The 18,826-nt window shown below is 55.8% G+C and carries 17 protein-coding genes; 10 read left to right on the top strand and 7 right to left on the bottom strand.

Going from position 1 to position 18,826, the window contains the following annotated elements; translation table 11 throughout:
- Window positions 1-43 precede the first annotated feature (43 nt).
- From CFBP5473_RS22720 to CFBP5473_RS22730, 3 genes are read left to right on the top strand one after another with little or no spacing between them, the layout of a single operon-like run.
- Window positions 44-1,111, top strand: coding sequence for an ABC transporter ATP-binding protein (locus CFBP5473_RS22720; protein WP_027674955.1), 1,068 nt, complete (start codon window positions 44-46; stop codon window positions 1,109-1,111).
- On the top strand, window positions 1,108-2,286 hold the full coding sequence (locus CFBP5473_RS22725) for an ABC transporter permease (RefSeq protein WP_027674956.1): 1,179 nt from the start codon (window positions 1,108-1,110) through the stop codon (window positions 2,284-2,286). The genes CFBP5473_RS22720 and CFBP5473_RS22725 overlap by 4 nt, the downstream gene beginning before the upstream one ends.
- 2 nt (window positions 2,287-2,288) lie before the next feature.
- Window positions 2,289-3,074 (top strand): ABC transporter permease, encoded by a 786-nt coding sequence (locus CFBP5473_RS22730; protein ID WP_027674957.1) that lies wholly within the window; start codon window positions 2,289-2,291, stop codon window positions 3,072-3,074.
- A 40-nt stretch (window positions 3,075-3,114) separates the two neighbouring features.
- Here the strand turns inward: CFBP5473_RS22730 and CFBP5473_RS22735 are convergent, their stop codons facing one another.
- On the bottom strand, window positions 3,115-4,470 hold the full coding sequence (locus tag CFBP5473_RS22735) for an aspartate aminotransferase family protein (protein ID WP_027674958.1): 1,356 nt from the start codon (window positions 4,468-4,470) through the stop codon (window positions 3,115-3,117).
- Between the two features lie 293 nt (window positions 4,471-4,763).
- On the opposite strand from CFBP5473_RS22735, the gene CFBP5473_RS22740 reads away from it, so the two are divergent.
- The 6 genes from CFBP5473_RS22740 (at window position 4,764) to CFBP5473_RS22765 (ending at window position 10,873) form a co-directional block, all read left to right on the top strand.
- The gene (locus tag CFBP5473_RS22740) at window positions 4,764-5,552 is read left to right on the top strand and encodes a metallophosphoesterase family protein (RefSeq protein ID WP_027674959.1); all 789 of its coding nucleotides are present in this window, start codon (window positions 4,764-4,766) and stop codon (window positions 5,550-5,552) included.
- A gap of 363 nt (window positions 5,553-5,915) precedes the next feature.
- Window positions 5,916-6,704, top strand: coding sequence for an endo-1,3-1,4-beta-glycanase ExoK (gene exoK, locus CFBP5473_RS22745; protein WP_169696916.1), 789 nt, complete (start codon window positions 5,916-5,918; stop codon window positions 6,702-6,704).
- A 41-nt stretch (window positions 6,705-6,745) separates the two neighbouring features.
- Window positions 6,746-7,927 carry a glycosyltransferase family protein gene (locus tag CFBP5473_RS22750; RefSeq protein WP_136954430.1) on the top strand — a complete coding sequence of 394 codons (1,182 nt, stop codon included), beginning with the start codon at window positions 6,746-6,748 and terminating at the stop codon, window positions 7,925-7,927.
- A gap of 14 nt (window positions 7,928-7,941) precedes the next feature.
- A complete protein-coding gene (locus tag CFBP5473_RS22755) occupies window positions 7,942-8,958 on the top strand; it encodes a glycosyltransferase family 2 protein (protein ID WP_136954431.1) in 1,017 nt (338 codons plus the stop codon).
- Window positions 8,955-9,887, top strand: coding sequence for a glycosyltransferase family 2 protein (locus CFBP5473_RS22760; RefSeq protein ID WP_136954432.1), 933 nt, complete (start codon window positions 8,955-8,957; stop codon window positions 9,885-9,887). The genes CFBP5473_RS22755 and CFBP5473_RS22760 overlap by 4 nt, the downstream gene beginning before the upstream one ends.
- Window positions 9,884-10,873 carry a glycosyltransferase family 2 protein gene (locus tag CFBP5473_RS22765; protein WP_136954433.1) on the top strand — a complete coding sequence of 330 codons (990 nt, stop codon included), beginning with the start codon at window positions 9,884-9,886 and terminating at the stop codon, window positions 10,871-10,873. Before CFBP5473_RS22760 ends, CFBP5473_RS22765 begins: the two co-directional genes overlap by 4 nt.
- Before the next feature lie 147 nt (window positions 10,874-11,020).
- On the opposite strand, the gene CFBP5473_RS22770 is transcribed toward CFBP5473_RS22765, so the two are convergent.
- The 6 genes from CFBP5473_RS22770 to CFBP5473_RS22795 all read right to left on the bottom strand — a co-directional run bounded on the left by CFBP5473_RS22770 (window position 11,021) and on the right by CFBP5473_RS22795 (window position 18,292).
- Window positions 11,021-11,746: a hypothetical protein gene (locus CFBP5473_RS22770; RefSeq protein ID WP_136954434.1), complete on the bottom strand. Its 726-nt coding sequence runs from the start codon at window positions 11,744-11,746 to the stop codon at window positions 11,021-11,023.
- Between the two features lie 2 nt (window positions 11,747-11,748).
- Window positions 11,749-14,028: a GNVR domain-containing protein gene (locus CFBP5473_RS22775; RefSeq protein WP_051441186.1), complete on the bottom strand. Its 2,280-nt coding sequence runs from the start codon at window positions 14,026-14,028 to the stop codon at window positions 11,749-11,751.
- 62 nt (window positions 14,029-14,090) lie between these two features.
- On the bottom strand, window positions 14,091-14,756 hold the full coding sequence (locus CFBP5473_RS25160; RefSeq protein ID WP_137395748.1) for a hypothetical protein: 666 nt from the start codon (window positions 14,754-14,756) through the stop codon (window positions 14,091-14,093).
- A 122-nt stretch (window positions 14,757-14,878) separates the two neighbouring features.
- Window positions 14,879-16,099 carry a polysaccharide biosynthesis/export family protein gene (locus CFBP5473_RS22785; protein ID WP_027674209.1) on the bottom strand — a complete coding sequence of 407 codons (1,221 nt, stop codon included), beginning with the start codon at window positions 16,097-16,099 and terminating at the stop codon, window positions 14,879-14,881.
- A gap of 130 nt (window positions 16,100-16,229) precedes the next feature.
- On the bottom strand, window positions 16,230-17,762 hold the full coding sequence (locus tag CFBP5473_RS22790) for an O-antigen ligase family protein (RefSeq protein ID WP_051441177.1): 1,533 nt from the start codon (window positions 17,760-17,762) through the stop codon (window positions 16,230-16,232).
- Window positions 17,763-18,082: 320 nt separating this feature from the next.
- Window positions 18,083-18,292 carry a KTSC domain-containing protein gene (locus CFBP5473_RS22795; protein ID WP_084631488.1) on the bottom strand — a complete coding sequence of 70 codons (210 nt, stop codon included), beginning with the start codon at window positions 18,290-18,292 and terminating at the stop codon, window positions 18,083-18,085.
- A gap of 206 nt (window positions 18,293-18,498) precedes the next feature.
- On the opposite strand from CFBP5473_RS22795, the gene CFBP5473_RS22800 reads away from it, so the two are divergent.
- Window positions 18,499-18,792 carry a hypothetical protein gene (locus CFBP5473_RS22800; protein WP_136954435.1) on the top strand — a complete coding sequence of 98 codons (294 nt, stop codon included), beginning with the start codon at window positions 18,499-18,501 and terminating at the stop codon, window positions 18,790-18,792.
- Window positions 18,793-18,826: the final 34 nt, after the last annotated feature.

Here is an 18,826-nt window from a genome sequence, read left to right on the forward strand (position 1 = left end):
CGTCCTGCTCCCTTTTATTGCCGGGGCAGTCGATGGAGTTTCCATGGTTGAATTTATTCGTTTTGATCGCATCACCAAATGCTTCGGCCCTCTGACAGTGGTCGAGAACCTCGATCTCAGCATCGACAAAGGGGAGTTCGTCAGCCTGCTCGGTCCCTCCGGCTCCGGCAAGACGACACTTCTTATGATGCTTGCAGGTTTCGAGCAGCCGACCTCCGGCGACATCCTTGTCGATGGCGCAGCCGTCAACAATATCCCGACCTACAAGAGAAACATGGGCGTGGTGTTTCAGGACTACGCGCTTTTCCCGCACATGTCGGTGGGTGAGAACATCGCCTTTCCGCTCCAGATGCGTGGCCTCCCCAAAGGTGAAATAGCAAGCCGTGTCAAACGGGCACTGGATATGGTCCAGCTTTCGGCCTTCATTGAGCGGAGACCGTTCCAGCTTTCCGGCGGGCAGCAGCAGCGCGTGGCGCTGGCGCGCGCGCTGGTATTCGAGCCGCAGGTCGTGTTGATGGATGAGCCGTTGGGCGCATTGGACAAGCAACTGCGCGAACAGATGCAGCTCGATATCCGTGATCTTCACCGAAGGCTCGGCCTTACTATCGTTTTCGTCACACATGATCAATCGGAAGCGCTGACCATGTCGGACCGGGTGGCGGTGTTCAACAAGGGCAAAATCGAGCAGATCGGAACGCCGCGTCAGGTCTATGACGAGCCCGCGACCCGCTTCGTTGCCGAATTCATCGGTGAAACCAATCTGATTGAGGGTGTTGTGGAGGTACTCGATGGGCATGAGGCAAAGGTTCGCCTGCCTTCCGGCTCGCACATCATTTCCGGGGTTGCAGAAGGCGTTTCGGCGGGTCGTCCCGTACTCGTTTCCGTCCGTCCCGAGCGTGTGGACCTGAGCGAAGCCCGCATGGAGGCACGAAACTGCATCGAGACGGAAATCCTGGACTGCGTATATCAGGGCGATCATTTGAGGGTTCAGTTGCAGAATGACAGCCACCCCCTCATCGCGAAGCTCGGTCGGCGCTCGCGCGAATTCGCGCCGGGCACGAAAGTCTATGCCGGTTTCTCCTCCAGTGATTGTCGGGTCATCATCCCATGAGTGGTTTCTCGCAACGCACCGCTCGCTCACTTCTGCTTCTCGCGCCGCTTCTCCTCTTTCTCATCGGCTTCTTCATCTGGCCGCTTCTCAGCATGGTGTCTCAATCGGTTTCGGATACGGCGGTGCTGCGTCTTCTGCCCAAAAGTGCCGAAATCGTCGCTGACTGGGATCGGCAGACGCCACCGACGAGTGAGATGCAGACGGCGCTGATTTCAGATTTGAAGGCGGTGGACGATACGCAGGCGCTGGGCGACATGGTTCGCCGCCTCAACAGCGCCCGCCCCGGCTTTCGCACACTGATGTCGAAAACAACGAGTGCTTTGGCAGATAGTGCAGCGTCACCTGTCGATCTTGTTTCCGTAGACAAAAGATGGGGGCAGCCTGACTATTGGATCGCGATTGCGGATGCACTTTCGCCGATCACGGATCGCAATCTGCTTGCAGCAGTCGATCTTGGCCGCAATTCCGCTGGGGACATCGAGCATCTCCCCGCCGATCAATCCGTCAACGGTGTCATTCTCGCTCGTACCTTCTGGATTGCAGCGCTGGTAACGCTCGCCTGCGTCCTCATCGGCTTTCCCTATGCACTGATTGCAGCCTCCCTCGAAGGCTGGAAGCGCGATCTCATGCTGGGCGCGGTGCTTCTGCCGCTCTGGACATCGCTTCTGGTGCGAACGGCGGCATGGTTCATTCTGCTTCAAGAGCAGGGGCTGATCAACGAAATGCTGCAATGGATCGGCCTGATAAATGCTCCGCTACCGCTGATCTTCAACCGTATCGGCGTGATCATCGCCATGACGCATGTGCTTCTGCCGTTCATGGTTTTGCCGATCTATTCGGTGCTGATCACCATACCGCGCAACCTCATGCCCGCCGCAGCTTCGCTCGGTGCTCATCCCCTTCGGGCCTTCATCAAGGTTCTTCTGCCGCTCAGCCTGCGTGGCGTGGCCTCCGGTTGCCTGCTCGTCTTCATCTCGGCCATCGGCTATTACATCACCCCCGCTTTGATCGGCGGTCCGGGAGATCAGATGATTTCTTCCGTCATCGCATTCTATGCGACGGGAACCGCGAACTGGGGAATGGCAGGCGCGCTCGGTGTCGTGCTGCTTGTCGCAACGCTCGTGCTTTACAGTGTCTATGCCCGGCTTTCGGCGGAAGAGCAGAGGAAGTACTGACCATGACGCTCAGAATTCTCAAGCCACTCTTTGCCGTTGCCGCCATTCTTTTCCTGATCGCGCCGCTTCTCGCAATCCTGCCCCTCGCCTTTACATCAAGCGTCATCCTCACCTACCCAATTCCCTCGTGGTCGCTGCGATGGCTGGAGGAACTGTTCACGGCAGATTCCTGGCGTCGGGCGATCATCAATAGCCTCATCATCGCGTCCGGCACCACGCTGCTCGCGGTCATTCTCGGAACATTGGCAGCGCTTGGCTTGCGCAACCGCCGCCTGTTTTTCAAGGGTACGATCCGCACCCTGTTTTTGCTGCCGATGGTGGTTCCGGCTGTCGTCCTTGGCGTTGGCATGCAGGTTCTGCTCGCCCGCTTCGGGCTCACCAACAGCTATATAGGCGTTATCATCGCCCATACCGTCGTGGCTGTCCCCTTCGTCGTCGTCAGTGTCAGCGGGGCACTGGCCGGTATCGATGAGCGGGTGGAGCTTGCCGCCGAACGTCTCGGCGCCTCGCCCGCCACCGTCTTCCGCCGCGTTACCTTGCCTCTTGCCATGCCGGGCGTTCTCTCCGGCGCGGTGCTGGCCTTTGCAACGTCACTGGATGAGGTGGTTTTGACGCTCTTCGTCGCCGGTCCCAATCAAAGGACGCTGGCGCGTGAAATGTTCTCCAGCATCCGCGAGAACATCAGCCCTGCCATTGCAGCGGCGGCCTTCCTGTTCATCACGGCAACCCTTTTGGCCGGCGCCCTGGCCATGATCTTCAGGCATATGAGAAAAGCGACAACCGGCTGAGGCAGATCCGGCAGCTTTCGCTGCCGGATCTCTATTCCTGTCAGACCTTCCGCGTTGCAGCGACGGCATCGAGCGCACGAGCCAGTGCATCGAACATCTCGTCGATCTGCTCCGCCGTGATGATGAGCGGTGGGCAGAAGCAGATCGCTTCTCCAACGACACGGGCGATAACGCCCTCATGTTCCAGGGCCGCGCCAACGGCGGCCGCCGCATCTCCGGCTTTCGCATTCTCCCAAGGCTTGATCTCGAGCGCGCCGAGCAGGCCGATACCACGGAATGAGTGGGCCAGCGCATGCCTGGAAAGGCCTTCGAGCTGCGAGAGGAATTTGCTCTCCAGTCTGGCGGCATTGCCGACCAGATCTTTCTCCTCGATGATCTTCAGGTTTTCCAGTCCAACGGCTGTCGCAACGGGATGGCCGGATGCGGTGAAACCGTGGCCGAAAACGCCGATACGATCCGACTCGTCGGCAATCGGCTGGTAGAACGCGTCATTCATCAGAATTGCCGAAAGCGGCATGTAGGAAGAGGAAAGCTGCTTGGAGAGAACCAGAACATCCGGCTCGATACCATAGGTCTGGCAGGCGAACATCTTGCCGGTACGGCCAAAGCCGCAGATCACCTCATCCACGACCAGCAGAATGTCGTATTTTTTCAGGATTTTCTGCACGCCAGCCCAGTATCCCGCCGGTGGAACCAGCACACCGCCCGCTCCCATCACAGGCTCGCCCCAGAATGCAGCGATAGTTTCCGGACCTTCCTTGAGGATCAGGTCTTCCAGATCCTTTAACATGCGCGCGGTAAAGTCCGCCTCACTCTCGCCTGCTGATCCATGGTGGACGAAGGACGGGCAGGATGTATGGATCATGCGGTCCAGCGGCAGATCGAAGCTTTCATGGTTGCGTGGCAGGCCGGTGATCGAACCGGAGGCAATCGTCACGCCATGATAACCCTTGATGCGCCCGATGATCTTCTTCTTGTCCTTCTTTCCAAGGGCGTTCGAGCGATACCAAACCATCTTGCAGGCCAGATCGTTTGCCTCGGAACCGGACGAGGTGAAATGAACCTTGGACATCGGAACCGGCGCGATCTGGATCAGCTTTTCGGCAAGGTCTATCGATGGACCATGCGTCTTGTAAGCGAAGGTATGGTAATAAGGCAGCTTCTCCATCTGGGCTTTCGCCACTTCCGCGAGACGCTTCTCCCCAAATCCGACAGCCACCGACCAGAGCCCCGCCAACCCTTCGATATAGCGTTTGCCGCTGCTATCGAAAACATAGATACCCTCCCCCGACTCGATCACGAGACCGCCCGTCTTTTCATATTTCCGAAGATTGACGTTCGGATGCATCTGATAGGCAATATCGCGGCCTTCGATCGAATTCGGTATGATGGTCATATGTCGGTTCCTTTGTTCCCTTTATTTGGTATAGCGCTCGAAAGTGGCATCGGCTGCACTGGAAAGCGAAGCTTTCGCCTTCATTTCCGACGACAACCCGGTGATTTCGATGCGCTAATAGAACCTTAGCGGCGACAGGCTTGCAAGCCGCAAGATAGAGATTGAAAGATGCTCGCCTTTCAAAAAAATCCGACCCAGCATCGTCAATAGCCACGCTATTCTGTTAATGTTCCTTTAGGACGCGCCCACTTAAAGTACGTCTCTTTCATTCTCTTGGCACTGTGATCCAAATCATGCGCAAGGTCATCGATTGGCTTTCTCGATACCGGAAAAGCCAGCAACGAGTTGTCCCCCGGCGCCGGATCGATCTGGGCGACAGAGCGCCATCATTCTCGATCTACGCAGTCGGTGACGTTCATGGTCGGCTGGATCTTTTGAAGCAGGCCGAAACGCGTATTGCCGATGATATCGCAGCTACAGGCAAAAACAGCCTGACGGTTTTGCTGGGTGATTTCATTGATCGTGGCCCCTCCTCTGCGCAGGTTATCAACCACCTCATGCATCAGAGCGAACACGGTCTGAGGCGCCTTCCGCTTGCTGGCAATCACGAAGACGTCTTTCTGCGCTATCTCAGCGATCCCAAGAAAAATGCGGATTGGTTGGCGCTTGGAGGTGAACAGACGCTGGCCTCCTATGGGATTGACGTGCACGGTGCAGCCTTCCTGCGTAGCGAGCGAGAAGGCACCCTCGTAGATTTGTTTGCGGAGGCCATTCCAGACGGCCACAAGCGCTTCATCGCCAGCCTTCCGATCATGCTCACGGTGGGAAAGTTGCTTTTCGTACACGCGGGCATTCGTCCTGGCATTGCGCTGGCCGAGCAGTCGGATGAGGACATGATGTGGATTCGTGAGCCGTTTCTAGCGCAAGGCCCAAAGCTTCCGGACTTGTTCGTCATCCATGGTCACACGCCAAAAGATAAACCCAGTCCAGGGCCCCAACGGCTTTGCATAGACACCGGTGCGTTTTACACCAACACGCTGACCGTGTTGCGGATCGATGGCGATCAGATGCAGCTCATTTGATCTAAAAGGCAAATATTTCTCTGATACCGGCTGCGTTTTGATAGAGCGCGCTGTAAACGTGATTCCAGTAAGAGTTGAACTGATTGATCTTTTTTAAATGTCTCAGGTAGATAGCCGGTCATTATGCTGGTGTGTCATTTGAGGTCTGATTATCAGGATAAATTTTCGAAGTATTATATTTCAATGAATACCATCATATTGGACTACCCAATCGCAAACAAAACTGGCAAATAATCCCCGTTGCTTTGCCGGGCATTGTGTTGAACGAGTATCTCAATGATCATTAATGGGTCCATCACTCACGCTGCTTCCACTGCCAGCCATCGGCAAGCTCTACCTACACGTCCAGACAGAGGTAACCTGATGACCTACATTGCGCATATATCGTCGCGCATTTTGGCCACAGCATTGGTGGCACTCGGCCTCGGCTCTTCAGCCGCCATGGCTCAAGAGAACAACGGCAAGTCTTTTATCGAGAACTTCGACAGTATGGATCGGTCGTTCTGGTATGTATCCGATGGCTGGAACAATGGTCCGCATCAGAATTGTACGTGGTCGAAGAAGCTGGTGAAGTTCGAGGGTGGGCATTTGCAGCTGGGGTTTCAGGAAGGCCGTGCGGGGGACCGTAATTATTCCTGCGGGGAAATCCAGACCAAGGGGCGTTATCGCTATGGCACCTATGAGGCGCGGATCAAGACGGCTTCGGGTTCCGGCCTGAACTCTGCTTTCTTCACCTATATCGGCCCGACCGACAAGAAGCCGCATGACGAGATCGACATGGAGGTTCTTGGCAAGAACAGCGGTCAGGTGCAGCTGAACCAGTATATTTCCGCCAAGGGCGGCAATGAGCAGCTGGTGGATGTGCCCGGCGGTGCAGACAAGGGGTTCAACGACTATGCCTTCGTCTGGGAGCCGCAGCGCCTGCGTTACTACGTCAATGGCAAGATGGTGCACGAGGTGACCGATCCATCGAAGATCCCGCAGACACCGCAGAAGATTTTCTTCAGCCTGTGGGGCACGGATACGCTCAAAAGCTGGATGGGCAAGTTCGCCTATACCGGCCCGACGACGATGCAGGTGGACCGCCTGGCCTTTACCGCGCTGGGAGACAAGTGCCAGTTTCCGCAGTCGGTTGCCTGCGCCACCAACTGACGCATGCTGCCTGAACGCCGCCCTCGATAACCGGACTGGATATGACCCATATTCTCTACCTCGCGCATGATCTTGCAGACCCCGCCATCCGGCGGCGCGTCATGACGCTGCAGGCGGGCGGTGCAACCGTCCTGCTTGCAGGGTTCAGGCGCGGCGAGAATGCGCTGGCGCAGGTGGATGGTCTGACGCCGGTCGTGCTTGGCGAAACGGCCGATGGCCGTTTTGCCCAGCGCATCGCTTCGGTCGTCAAATCCAGCTTTGGCCTTGCCGCCAAGCTGAGAGGCGTTGCAAAGCCCGACATCATTCTGGCGCGCAATCTGGAAATGCTGGCGCTTGCCCGCCGGGCCAACGCGCTGTTTGGCGCCGATGTGCCGGTGGTCTATGAATGCCTCGACATTCACCGCCTGCTGCTGAACGACGGTTTGCCGGGAAAACTGCTGAATGCCGCGCAGCGTTTCCTTGCCAAAAACGCACGCCTGCTGATCACCAGTTCGCCTGCCTTCGTCGACAATTATTTTGCGCCGCGCTCCGGGCTCGATCTTCCCGTGCTGCTTCAGGAAAACAGGGTTCTGATGCTGGGCTCTGAAGCGACGCCTGAGCCTTTGCCGCGCGTGCCGGCTGCGGGAGAGGCGTGGAAGATCGGCTGGTTCGGTGCATTGCGCTGCCGCAAATCGCTGCAGATTCTGACCGATTTTGCCGAGCGGATGGATGGGCGTGTGGACGTGGTTTTGCGCGGACGCCCCGCCTATTCGGAGTTCGATGACTTCGACGGCATCGTCGCCAAAGCGCCGCATGTCACGTTCCACGGGCCGTACAGGAACCCCGAGGATCTCGCCTCGATCTATAATGAGGTGCAGTTCACCTGGGCGATAGACTTCTTCGAAGAGGGGCAGAACTCCAGCTGGCTGTTGCCGAACCGGCTGTATGAGGGCTGCCTTTATGGCACCCTGCCCATTGCCGTTTCCGGCACGCAAACCGCGCGCTTCCTGCAAAAGCGCGACATCGGCTTTGTTTTGCCGCAGGCCGATGCGGACACGCTTGCGGCGCTGTTCACCGGTCTGGATGAGCAGATTTATACCGACGCCTTCGAAAAACTGTCTGCCGTCGACCGGCATCAATGGGTAACGGACCGGGATGATTGCGAGCAGCTTGTGCGCAGGCTTCAGGCGCTGTCTTCGCCTGACGGCCAACGCGCTGCCGATGCCGCGCTTTCCACGGTTTGAGCTGGGGACAAGAGATGAAACTACCGACCATTCCCGATATCAAGACGCTGATCGTCATCCCTTGTCTTAACGAGGCCGAGACGATCGACGATCTTCTCCTGAAATTCTCCAGCACGCTGAACGGCCCGGATGATCGCATCGTGGTGGCCGATGGCGGCAGCACGGATGGCACGCGCGATATCGTTGCCGACTTCTCGCGTCAGGACCCGCGGGTCATTCTTCTGGCCAATCCCAAGCGCATTCAAAGCGCGGGCATCAATCTTGCCATCGACGTGTTCGGCAAGGATTACGACTATCTGATCCGTATCGATGCGCATGGCGATTATCCGGATGATTACTGCTACCGGCTGTTACAGGATGCGGTCGAAACCGGTGCGGATTCGGTTGTCGTCGCCATGGATACGGTCGGCCACAGCACGTTCCAGAAGGCGACTGCGATTGCGCAGAATTCCAAGCTCGGCAATGGCGGCTCCAAGCACCGCGAGGGCGCCAAGGGCCATTGGATCGATCACGGCCATCATGCCTTGATGCGCATCGCCGCCTTTACCGAAGTTGGCGGCTATGACGAAGGCTTCAGCCATAATGAAGATGCCGAACTGGACCATCGTTTACGAAAAGCGGGCTTCCGTATCTGGATGACCGACAAGACGCGCATGACCTATTATCCGCGTGCAAGCGTTCGTCCGCTGTTCAAGCAATATCTGGCCTATGGCCGGGGGCGTGCCAAGAACCTGCTCAAGCACCGCACCCTGCCGAAAATCCGCCAGATGATCCCGCTGTCCGTCCTGCCCGTGGTCATTCTTGCGCTGTTGGGCTTCGTGCACTGGATTGCGCTCGTGCCGCTGTGCCTCTGGATTGCCGCATGCTTAAGCTATGGCGTGTGGATGGCCATCGGCCAGAGGAACCCCTATGGCCCGCTTGCCGCGCTGTCTGCGATGATCATGCATCTGGCCTGGTCGACCGGCTTCTGGCTGGAACTCATCGGCTCCTTCGTCGCGCCCGCACCCTTTGCGAGAAAGGCAGTGTCATGACCTCCAATTCCGCCTCTGCGACAAAGGTCGATATCGGCATCTGCACCTACCGCCGCCTGGCGGTGGTTGCGACGCTGAAGTCGCTGTTCGAACTGGACGTGCCGGAAGGCGTCTCCGTCCGGCTGATCGTCGCCGACAATGATGCCGAACCATCGGCAAAGGACAGTATCGACCGGCTGCGCGAGACCTCGCCATTTGAGATCAGCTATATCCACTGCCCGATGTCGAATATCTCGATTGCCCGCAATGCCTGCCTGTCCGCCTGTGAAGCGGATTATCTGGCCTTCATCGACGATGATGAAACGGCACCGCGCAACTGGCTCTCCGAGCTTTTGAAGACGGCGAGAGAGACCGATGCGGAAGCCGTGCTCGGTCCCGTGACGGCACTCTACAAGGACAATGTGCCCGGCTGGATGAAGAAGGGTGACTTCCATTCCACTTTCCCCGTTTGGGTCAATGGCGAGATCATCACCGGCTATACCTGCAACACGCTTTTGAAGATGGATGCTCCATCGGTCAGCGGACGGCGCTTTGCCCTGTCGCTGGGCCAAAGCGGCGGTGAGGACACGCACTTCTTCACCCATATGCATGCGGATGGCGGACGCATTGCCTATGCGCAACATGCGATGCTGACCGAACCCGTGCCGGATACGCGCGCAAGCTTCATGTGGCTGGCAAAGCGCCGCTTCCGCTCCGGCCAGACGCATGGGCGGCTGAAGGCGGAGCAGAAGACCGGGCTGAAGCGCCTGCCGCTCATCGTCGCGACGGTAGCGAAGATCGTCTACAGCGCGGTCTTCACAGTTCTGACCGCCTTCGACCCGGTCCGCCGCACGCGCTCTGCCCTGCGCACGGCGCTGCATGCAGGCGCGCTCAGCGGCATCTTCGGCGTGCGCGAAATCCGTCAATATGGAACGGTGGAGGCTGCATGAGCGCGCTGCACACGCAACCGGATGTCAGCTTCATCATCGCGGCCTATAATTCTGCGGATACGATCGTTCCCGCCATCGAAAGTGCTCTGACGCAGCAGGGCGTGTCGCTTGAGGTCATCGTCGTGGACGATTGTTCCTCGGATGCGACGCGCGAGATCGTCGGTGCGCTTGCCGAAGGCGAACCGCGCGTCAAGCTCCTTGCACTTCAGCAAAATCTCGGGCCCGGCGGCGCGCGCAATGCAGGCATCGATGCAGCACGTGGACGCTGGATTGCCGTTCTCGATTCCGACGATTTGATCTATCAGGATCGCAGCGCCCGCATGATCTGGCGCGCCGAGCAGGCCAATGCGCAGATCGCGGTCGATAATCTGGACGTGGTCTATCTGGACGGGCGCCCGAAGGACACGATGTTCTGCCAGAAATTCCTGACGCAGAAAGAGACCTTGACGCTTGAAGAGTTCATCGGCTCGAACATCCTGTTCAAGTCCACCTTCAATTACGGCTACATGAAGCCGATGTTCCGGCGTGACTTCCTCAATGAAAACGGCCTCCGGTTCCGCCCCGATCTGCGGATCGGCGAGGATTACCTGCTGCTTGCTTCCGCTCTGGCCAAAGGTGGCCTCTGCGCCATCGAACCGACGCCGGGCTATGTCTACAACATCCGCGAAGGCTCCATCTCGCGCGTTCTGGAACTGCGCCATGTCGATGCGATGATTGCGGCAGACCGCGATTTCCTCGCCGAGTTCACCCTTCTACCCGCCGCCATGGATGCCCAAAAGGCCCGCACCCGAAGCCTCATCGAAGCCCGCCACTTCCTCATCCTCGTCGACAGCATCAAACGCCGCTCACCAACCGGCATAATCCATGTCGCACTCAAAAACCCACGCGCAATGCGACACCTCACTATGCCGATTGCGGTACGGCTGAAGAAACTACGGGAGGCGATTTTTCCGTCTCAAATCAACGCGCACGGGAAAAGACTCTGATAGATAACGGGCTGAAAGACCCCGAAAGTCTCAGGGAATACTGATCAGTCTGACCTGACAGACCTGTGGTTTCAGCACTTCTTTGAGGTGCTAAGACATTTTAGGTACTTGTTCTGACGTGTCGTCCAGACGCAAAACCGCTTCGCACTAAAAGACGGTTTGCAATGATCTGTTTCGCTCAAACCTATGTTCGTCTGGAGAGCCGCCGATAGGTGGGCACGACGGATTTAGTTTTTCTATGACCTTCGAAACGCGAGCATTCGGAGCAGGCAATCTGCTTCGCAACTTCTCTGCCATGGAAGAGCATAGAATTTTCAGATCATCCTCGAGCGGCGCTGCAGCGCTTGCCAATGAAGCCTCGGTGAGACGATTATATAGAAAATAGCGCGCTGAAAGCGCGTTCTCTTCCGCTGGTGAGTATGCCTGGGAGAGTGACAGAAGGCGTGAAATCTCCTCGGGCTGTTCAGCGGAAGCTTGCCGTATCATCGCATATCGTGCCCAAAGATTACCGTCTGTGGGTAGGCAACTCAGCGTGTGCTGCAAAAAGGTGTCGGTGAGTTGCAGCGCCCCAAGCCATCTCTCATAATCCACATTCGGATTATGTTTATCCATGTCTGCCAGGAGGACTGTCAGAAACGGTTTTACGAATGCCGACTGACACTCTTTGTCGATATTCGATTTATAGCTATCACTGATCAGCCTGTCCAACGTCTTAGCCTCGACAGGTTTACCTTTCTCGATCTGCCGCGCCCAATACTGCAAGTCCGCATAACGGGCATATCGAGCCACTTGATCAGCAGCGTATATAAACACGCAACAAGCCAATATGCCCAGGAGGATCACCGATATTGGATTTTGGCGAAGTCCTGCCAAGATCAAGCGGCGTCCTGATAATATTTCGTATATTGGGAGTGGTAGTACTCGCTTGAGCCGAAGGATCTGTAAAGCTTGAGCTTTCGCTGATCGACCTTGTTGAGAATAACACCAAGGCATTTGTTTCGGACTTCCACTTCGGCCCTGAGTAGCTGGCGCACGACATGTCTTGCCGTCCTGCCCCATTCGACAACCATCAGGAAGCCGTCTACGCGAGAAGCTATTGCACGGGCGTCAACAACCGGGCCGAGTGGAGGCAAATCCAGCACGATGTAATCTGCATTCGCGCTGAGTGTCGTCAGGATGCCCCGCATGGCTGGGGATGCAAGCAATTCAGAAGAATGCGGCACACGATGCTTGATCACGGTTGGCAGAAACGCGAGGCCAGTCTTCGGATCCCGAAGTAACAGGCTACGGGGATCACGATTTTCAAGCACCGCTTCAAGCAGTCCTGCCTCTGCATGAGAGCCGATTGCTCTCGTTGCGCCCGGGTTCCTTAAGTCGCAATCGATCAATACCGTGCGGTTGCCCTGATCGGCGAGCAGTTGAGCGAAGTTGATGGAGGTCATCGACTTGCCTTCGCCAGGCAGAGACGAAACAACCCCGATGATCTTACATTCCTTCCCTACCATTCCAAGGTCTGCAGATAGTTTTGCACTTCGCAACGTTTCTGCAAAAGAGGACAGAGGGTTTTCAACGACGTAATTCGACACCGAGTTCGTTTTGAACAGCTCTCCAACCGGTAATTTGGAACCGGGCGGAGCAGACAATCGACGGCCTGCGATGAGTGGGGTCATGCCAAGGAATTCGAGCTTCAACGTGTCGCGAACCTGATCACCGGTTCTGAAAAAGCGATCACGGATTTCCCTGAATGCCGCGAAACCACAGCCTACAGCGCCGCCCATTACGATAAAGAGTGCTAGGATAAGCGGCTTTTTCGGGTGGCTCGGCGATTTGGGTGGGGATGCACGGGTAATGACACGCGCTTCGGTGACCGGGAAGGACTGCTGTTGTACAGCCTCCTGATAACGTTGAAGGAAAGTCTGGTAGAGGTTTTTGTAGGTCTCGGCTTCGCGCTCAAGCTCTCGCAGCTGCACTTGTGTTTCGTTTGCAGATGCGCTGATACCGGTTGCCTGTGAGACGCTGTCATTCAGGCTCTTCTCACGGGCCTTCGCAACATCAAGATCGCTTTTGTAACTTTCGGCGATGCGGTTGAGTTCTTCGAACATAAGCCGCTGATACTCGGCCATTTCACTGCGCATGCGAATTGCCTGCACATGGTTGGCACCAAGCCTGGCGGAAATCTGGGCTTCCCGCTTGGACGCGTCCAGATATTTTTGCCGCAGCTCGTTGGAAATCGTGCTTCCCAAAACATCGGTGACGATGGCATCCGTTTGGCCGGATGCGATTATCTGCTGGATGCGCTGAAGGCGTGCTTCCGCCTTGGACGTATCCGACTGCGCAACGATGAGAGCACTGTTCAATTCGGACAGCTGCTGATCCGACACGAGAACGGAGCCCGCAGATACGAGATTATTGGTCGTGCGGAATTTTTGAACCGCAAGGTCAGAATCGAGAGCTCTCTGGCGCAATTCCGCAATACGGTTCTGCAGCCAGTCGCTCGCGCGCCGCGTTGCTTCGTATTTCGAGTTCAGCTTGTCGACAAGATAGATGTCCCCGAAAGCATTGGCAATTTTGGCGGACAGCTCCGGCGATGGGGACGTGTATTTCACGTCCAGAACATAGGTTCGTCCGACCCTGGTCACGTCCAGATTGTCTACAAGCTTGCGTTCCGCTGCAAAGTGTCTGGCGGCTGCATCATCTTTCTCGGCCTCATCGGACACGAACCATTGCGATACATTCAGAAGGGAACGTAACGTTCCGATCAGCTGTGCAATTGCGGAGCGATCATCCGCCATGAACACCGGGTCATTGGCGAGAAAGAGCTTATCAACCACGGCACTGGCGATGGTATCCGACTTGAATATTTCAACCTGGCTGAGGATCGAAGACTCGTCTTCCATAAGGCTACCGCCAGAAGACCCAATGCTTGACAGTTGATCTGCTAGTTGTCCGTTGCCTCTGTCGATAAGCACGCTGACATCCGCGGTGAACAGTGGCACCGCGGTAAGAATGTTGATGATCCCGAGAACGACAGCAACGGCCACACTTGCCGCAACGATCTTCCATTGGCGTCTTGCAATCGCAATCACGCTTTCGATGTCAAGAAAACTTTCCTGCTGGCTCGCGTCAGCATTGTCTTCGCGCGAAAATGCGTGAATTTCCTTATTATAGAGCTGCAAGAGCGCCTCATTTCCGTTGCGTCTTTACCCCGCCAGGGGGCTTACTGGGTCGTTACACTCACGGCGATGATCGTTGAAGATCCGGCGCTGGCCGTCGAAAAATAAGGGCTGCTTGCACCGGCGCTGAATGCAGAATTGCCAGAATCCGTTCCACCTGCACCAGCTGTGGTGCCGGTGGCATTGACACCACCACCCGCAGTGCCATTGCTGCCGATGGCCGAAGCGCCGGTGGCACCTGCTCCTCCCGCGCCAGCGGCACCCAGGGCGGCCGTTTCAGTTTCTGGAGTTGCACCCGCAAACGCCGTCTGCAATGCGGCGTTATCTGTTTCGGCAACTTCCTGCTGAATGCGCGCTGCATAATCAGGCTTTACCGGAACGCAGGCTGCGGCCGCACGTGCCAGACCAGCGCCCAGAGCAGCGACCTGCGCGGGATTAGCCTGGCTCGCGAGCGCAATAATGGGCGTCAAAGCTGCAGGATCGGTGCCAGCAAGTGCCCGAACACGGTTCGACATCAATATTCCGCCTGTCTGAAACTCGCTCAACAGGCCCGCTGGCGAGGACAGGAATGCCTGAATCGTGCTGTCCGGGAGACTTGCAGGAGCGACGAGACAGCTCGCGCCTCCAGAGGCCTGCGCCGACGCATCGTGTGCCAGCATCAACGAGAAGAGGACGCCGCACACCAAACCGTATTTCAAACCCTTCGCCACGACGGCACTCCCCAAGAAAATTTATACTTTATTCACTTTGTCTGATGGCACAAAAATATTATGCCAGCAAGAAGAAACCGAATATTAGAGTAAACGACTACAGTCGATACAAGCACTAATTGTTATCTCGTAAGTGTTCGTACGGAATCTCTAACAGAAACTGCATCGGACGGAACGCCTGCGGCAGTAGACGAGACGGAGTTGACAATGTTGAGGAACTTCAGAAGTTCAACAGAGTCTGCATTCGTAATGTAGATGATGTCCTTGTCCTGCATCGGGAATTTCTGAATTGCAAACAGGGCGGACGGATCCCGCATATTCGCACGGAATACGACCGGCACTGTCTCAGACGTGAAGCGCGATACGTTTACGCCGATCTTTGCAAGCGAGTCCTTCGGGACGACGCGGTAGAGGAAAACCTGTGCCGGATCCGCTCGGGCATCGAGGACGCCGCCAGCTTTCGCAAGAGCTTCTCCGAAACTCAACTTGGATTCTTCAAAGTCAAATCTGCCATTCAGCCCAGACGCGCCAAAAGCAGAATATGTGCGGCGCTCTCGATCGACGAGGATCGTATCGCCCGGTGCGACATAGATATTCTCGGCAGGCGTTGCGACCAGATAATCATATTGTACGGTTGCGGAGCGTCCACCACGCTGAAGCGTGATCCGTGTTTCGATGCCCGGCGCGCTCAACCCGCCTGCTTCGGAAATTACGTCGAGAACCCGTTCGCCAGCTTCCGTCAACTCGATCTTTGCCGGTGAACGCACGTCTCCCAAAACGGCGGCCTGCGCAGAGCGGCTACTGATTTTGGTGATAAGCACCTGAGGCTCGATGGCGCGGTTTACGAGGCGGTCTTCGATTTCCTTCTGAACCGCTTCCACCGCCCTGCCGACAGCGCGCACGCGCCCGGCATATGGCACGCTCACTGTTCCGTTTCGGTCGATGGTCTGCTGCGGCAGAGACACGAAGTTCCCGGGTCGGCTGCCCGCATCGGAAGGAATGAACAGACCGCCGGATTGCGATTCGAACACCGAAACCTGAACGACGTCACCCACGCCGAGCGGTAATGCGGGTGCACCGCCCCGCCCGCCGCCGAAGCCTTTAGACAGTGAAGTAGGCGCCGTATCTGAAACGAAGCTCAGCACGCTTTTATTGATATCCACCAGCGCATAATCGATTCCGACCGCGGCAGGCTTGTCTGCTGAAGTAACTTTTACGGCTGCCCCTGCCTCCACACTACGTGCGGCGGGTCCTGCGCTAGGGAGCGAAGTGCAGCTGGAAAGCGAAGTGGCTGCAATAAGCAGAAAAATGTGAGTCTTACTCCGCTTCAATTTCGTCCCCATGAAGCCAATATGTTACTCGGCAATAACATCAATTGAAGAATGAAATCCAGCGCCGTTTAGGATCAAGTTATGCTTGTGTTCAGCTTTGGAATGGATTGTTGCTGTTTAAACACATAGTGCTAACTCACGGTTAACTAGCCTTAATCTTAGAAGATGCAAATAAATCAGCTTTAAATGCTAGGCGGCTATCAATCGGGCTTGCTGTCTCTATTTTTGTTAAGCTGGAGCGAACGCGATATGTAGTTTTTCTCTGCGCATTACCGTTACCCGGAGGGCGAAGCGACAATGTTACGAGCGGCGCGAGCATCGCTGCGAAGAAAATAGCCAGGCCGGATATTTGCAGGGAGAAGTCTATCGCCGAGTGAACCGCGACCAGGAGAAGAGCCGAGAGACCCAACTCTCCCGCAAATCGTGCGCTGCGACGGCGTCTGATCCCGATCAGGAAAACGATGGTCAGCCAGATAGCAAAAACGAGAACTGGCACGACGAAGACAATTCCGAGTGTAAATAGTCCCTCAAGGTAGACATTATGAGCCCTGTCCCAAGCGCCGATGATGCCGCAGCTAGGGTCGCGATATGCTGGGAAAACGCTGGAGAAGCTGGATAGGCCTGCCCCGAACGGAAAATGATCGCGAACCGCCGATAAAATACCCGGCATCACGCAAAAGCGACCATCTTCAAAAGTGTCTTGCATCTGGGAGCGCAAAAGCACGCGCTGCCCAAGCATGAAGAAGATAACGAGGACCACCAGAAAGCCGCAGCTTGCCGCAAGCATTTTCGTTCTGCGCCCAAGCGCCGATACATCGGCCTGCTGTTTTCGGGATATGCGCGACTTACGAACCATTTTCAGGACAAGCAGGAAACAGACCGCGACGAATGTGGCGCCGATTCCTCCCCGCGATTTCGTCAGCATCAGTGCGGTCAATGATGAAAAAAGAAGAGCGCAATGCCATGAGGCGTGCCAGACTTTCTTCTGAGTGCCGGACGAGAGCATACTGCCAGCGCCGATGGCGCCTAGCACACGCCAGATATCGATCTTTCGGATCGAGGTCTCAACAACTGTAGCGTTGAGAAGCAAGGCAAGTCCAAAAAAAGTGGCCGCGGTGTTTCTGTTTACGAAGAGACCGGTCAGGCTGGTCAAATATGCTATCTTCTCGCCAAAAAGCAGCCGATCGGGTGCGGCGTAGAAATGTGCAATCGAGAAGATCGAGATCAGGCCAGCAGAGACTGAAAACACCTTCACGGCTCTGGTCGCCCGGTCATCATTCGCAAACAACAAAAGACCAACCATGAATACGCCAAACGGAACGACAATACGAAGTGCCGCAGGTAGGTCGTCTGCTGGAGATAGAGAAATGGCCGATTGCGTGTCAGGAAGAAGCTGTTGAACCTCTCTCCAGGCGGGTTGCGCCGTACCCAGGTCCAGGCCAGGCGTCGATTGAATGGCGACCCATGCGACAAGCATCACCAATAAGATCGAGCTCATCCACAGTGTCGAGGCGGTATGCTCTGGCAGACCTTGTGTGATGAGGAGTATCAGCAGAAGTAGAAAAATCGGCAAAGCAAGAAGAGAGACGGTTAGAAGCTCGACTGAGCCGTAATTCAGCAGCGCAATTAAAATTGTAACACAATAAATTATAGAAGCAATAAAGAGTGACGGCATTCTTCAACCTGTATTGCTTCTTCGGTGGCGTTTTACCGTGTTGATAACCAAACAACAAAAATTTAAGTCATGAGGCCAACGGAAGTTGGGCGCGGCCTATTCATCATTGGGTATTTCGGCCACGCTACAGCGGAGTAGAAGCTCGATAAACCAGCCTGATGAATTATCCCCAGAGGATATGCTTTCAGATCGGACTATTATTGGCTTTCAAAAAATCGATTTCGATGAAAAGACTTGGAGCCGGAGCATCGTAGAATGTCGTGGCAGCGGCGCGCATGCGGCTCAGGTTTGCCAGCAATATGACGAATTTGACCTCGGCACTATGCAGCGATGCGTTTATACTGCTTGCGAATGCGGTCAATATAATGCTGGCCAGGAGATTTGGCAGCGCACATCGCTTCTACTTCACTTTCAGGTACGCCGACGAACAGGCGCTCCTCGCCGTTTTTGAAGCAAATATGCAGTTGTCCGTCGTCCTGACTGAAGTAAACATTTTGAATGATACGCGATTTAATCGAGAGGCTCTTCATTTCTTTTCTCCCTTGTATTATTTTGTTTTAGCCGTGAACCTGAAACGTCTTGTGAAAAGATGTGGTGAGCCAAACCTTAAAGTTTTGCGGATGTTTTTAGCTTTTCATCGAGCAGACGGCCCGAAGATTATGTGGTCTCGGTGGAAGGCGACGTTGACCCGAGTAGCAGGCCCTATATCCGGTCGGATCATGTCGAGGGACTTCACGTGAAGAAAACAGTTCTCGTTATTGTCTTGATAGCTTTTCCGAGCGTGGTCGACGCACAGCAATATCGTAATCTGGAAGTTCAGCCAGATGGTACCGGAGGATATTCGGGCACCTATGGTGGGCAAAATTTCCAGACTTATCAGAACGATGGGACCGCAGTGCCGCCACCACGCGGTTCGAGCAGGCGCCCTTCGGCGGTTTCCCCAAAGGTCGTGATTCCCAATTCTGGGGTGACGGGTGATACGCTAAAACGTTGCTACATGACGGGAAATGGCAACGCTATTTGCCAGTGATTCAGGCTTACGATTTCAGTCGCTTCTCGCGGTA

It is taken from the genome of Agrobacterium larrymoorei (assembly GCF_005145045.1).
Classification (GTDB): Bacteria; Pseudomonadota; Alphaproteobacteria; order Rhizobiales; family Rhizobiaceae; genus Agrobacterium; species Agrobacterium larrymoorei.

Excerpts from the sequence above, each read along its gene's own strand:
- CFBP5473_RS22750 (WP_136954430.1), top strand. The coding sequence starts at position 6,746 with ATGACCCATATTCTCTACCTCGCGCATGATCTTGCAGACCCCGCCATC.
- CFBP5473_RS22720 (WP_027674955.1), top strand. The coding sequence starts at position 44 with ATGGTTGAATTTATTCGTTTTGATCGCATCACCAAATGCTTCGGCCCT.
- CFBP5473_RS22760 (WP_136954432.1), top strand. The coding sequence starts at position 8,955 with ATGACCTCCAATTCCGCCTCTGCGACAAAGGTCGATATCGGCATCTGC.
- CFBP5473_RS22790 (WP_051441177.1), bottom strand. The coding sequence starts at position 17,762 with ATGCCGTCACTCTTTATTGCTTCTATAATTTATTGTGTTACAATTTTA.
- CFBP5473_RS22735 (WP_027674958.1), bottom strand. The coding sequence starts at position 4,470 with ATGACCATCATACCGAATTCGATCGAAGGCCGCGATATTGCCTATCAG.
- exoK (WP_169696916.1), top strand. The coding sequence starts at position 5,916 with ATGACCTACATTGCGCATATATCGTCGCGCATTTTGGCCACAGCATTG.
- CFBP5473_RS22795 (WP_084631488.1), bottom strand. The coding sequence starts at position 18,292 with ATGAAGAGCCTCTCGATTAAATCGCGTATCATTCAAAATGTTTACTTC.
- CFBP5473_RS22740 (WP_027674959.1), top strand. The coding sequence starts at position 4,764 with ATGCGCAAGGTCATCGATTGGCTTTCTCGATACCGGAAAAGCCAGCAA.
- CFBP5473_RS22765 (WP_136954433.1), top strand. The coding sequence starts at position 9,884 with ATGAGCGCGCTGCACACGCAACCGGATGTCAGCTTCATCATCGCGGCC.
- CFBP5473_RS22785 (WP_027674209.1), bottom strand. The coding sequence starts at position 16,099 with ATGGGGACGAAATTGAAGCGGAGTAAGACTCACATTTTTCTGCTTATT.
- CFBP5473_RS22730 (WP_027674957.1), top strand. The coding sequence starts at position 2,289 with ATGACGCTCAGAATTCTCAAGCCACTCTTTGCCGTTGCCGCCATTCTT.
- CFBP5473_RS22755 (WP_136954431.1), top strand. The coding sequence starts at position 7,942 with ATGAAACTACCGACCATTCCCGATATCAAGACGCTGATCGTCATCCCT.
- CFBP5473_RS22725 (WP_027674956.1), top strand. The coding sequence starts at position 1,108 with ATGAGTGGTTTCTCGCAACGCACCGCTCGCTCACTTCTGCTTCTCGCG.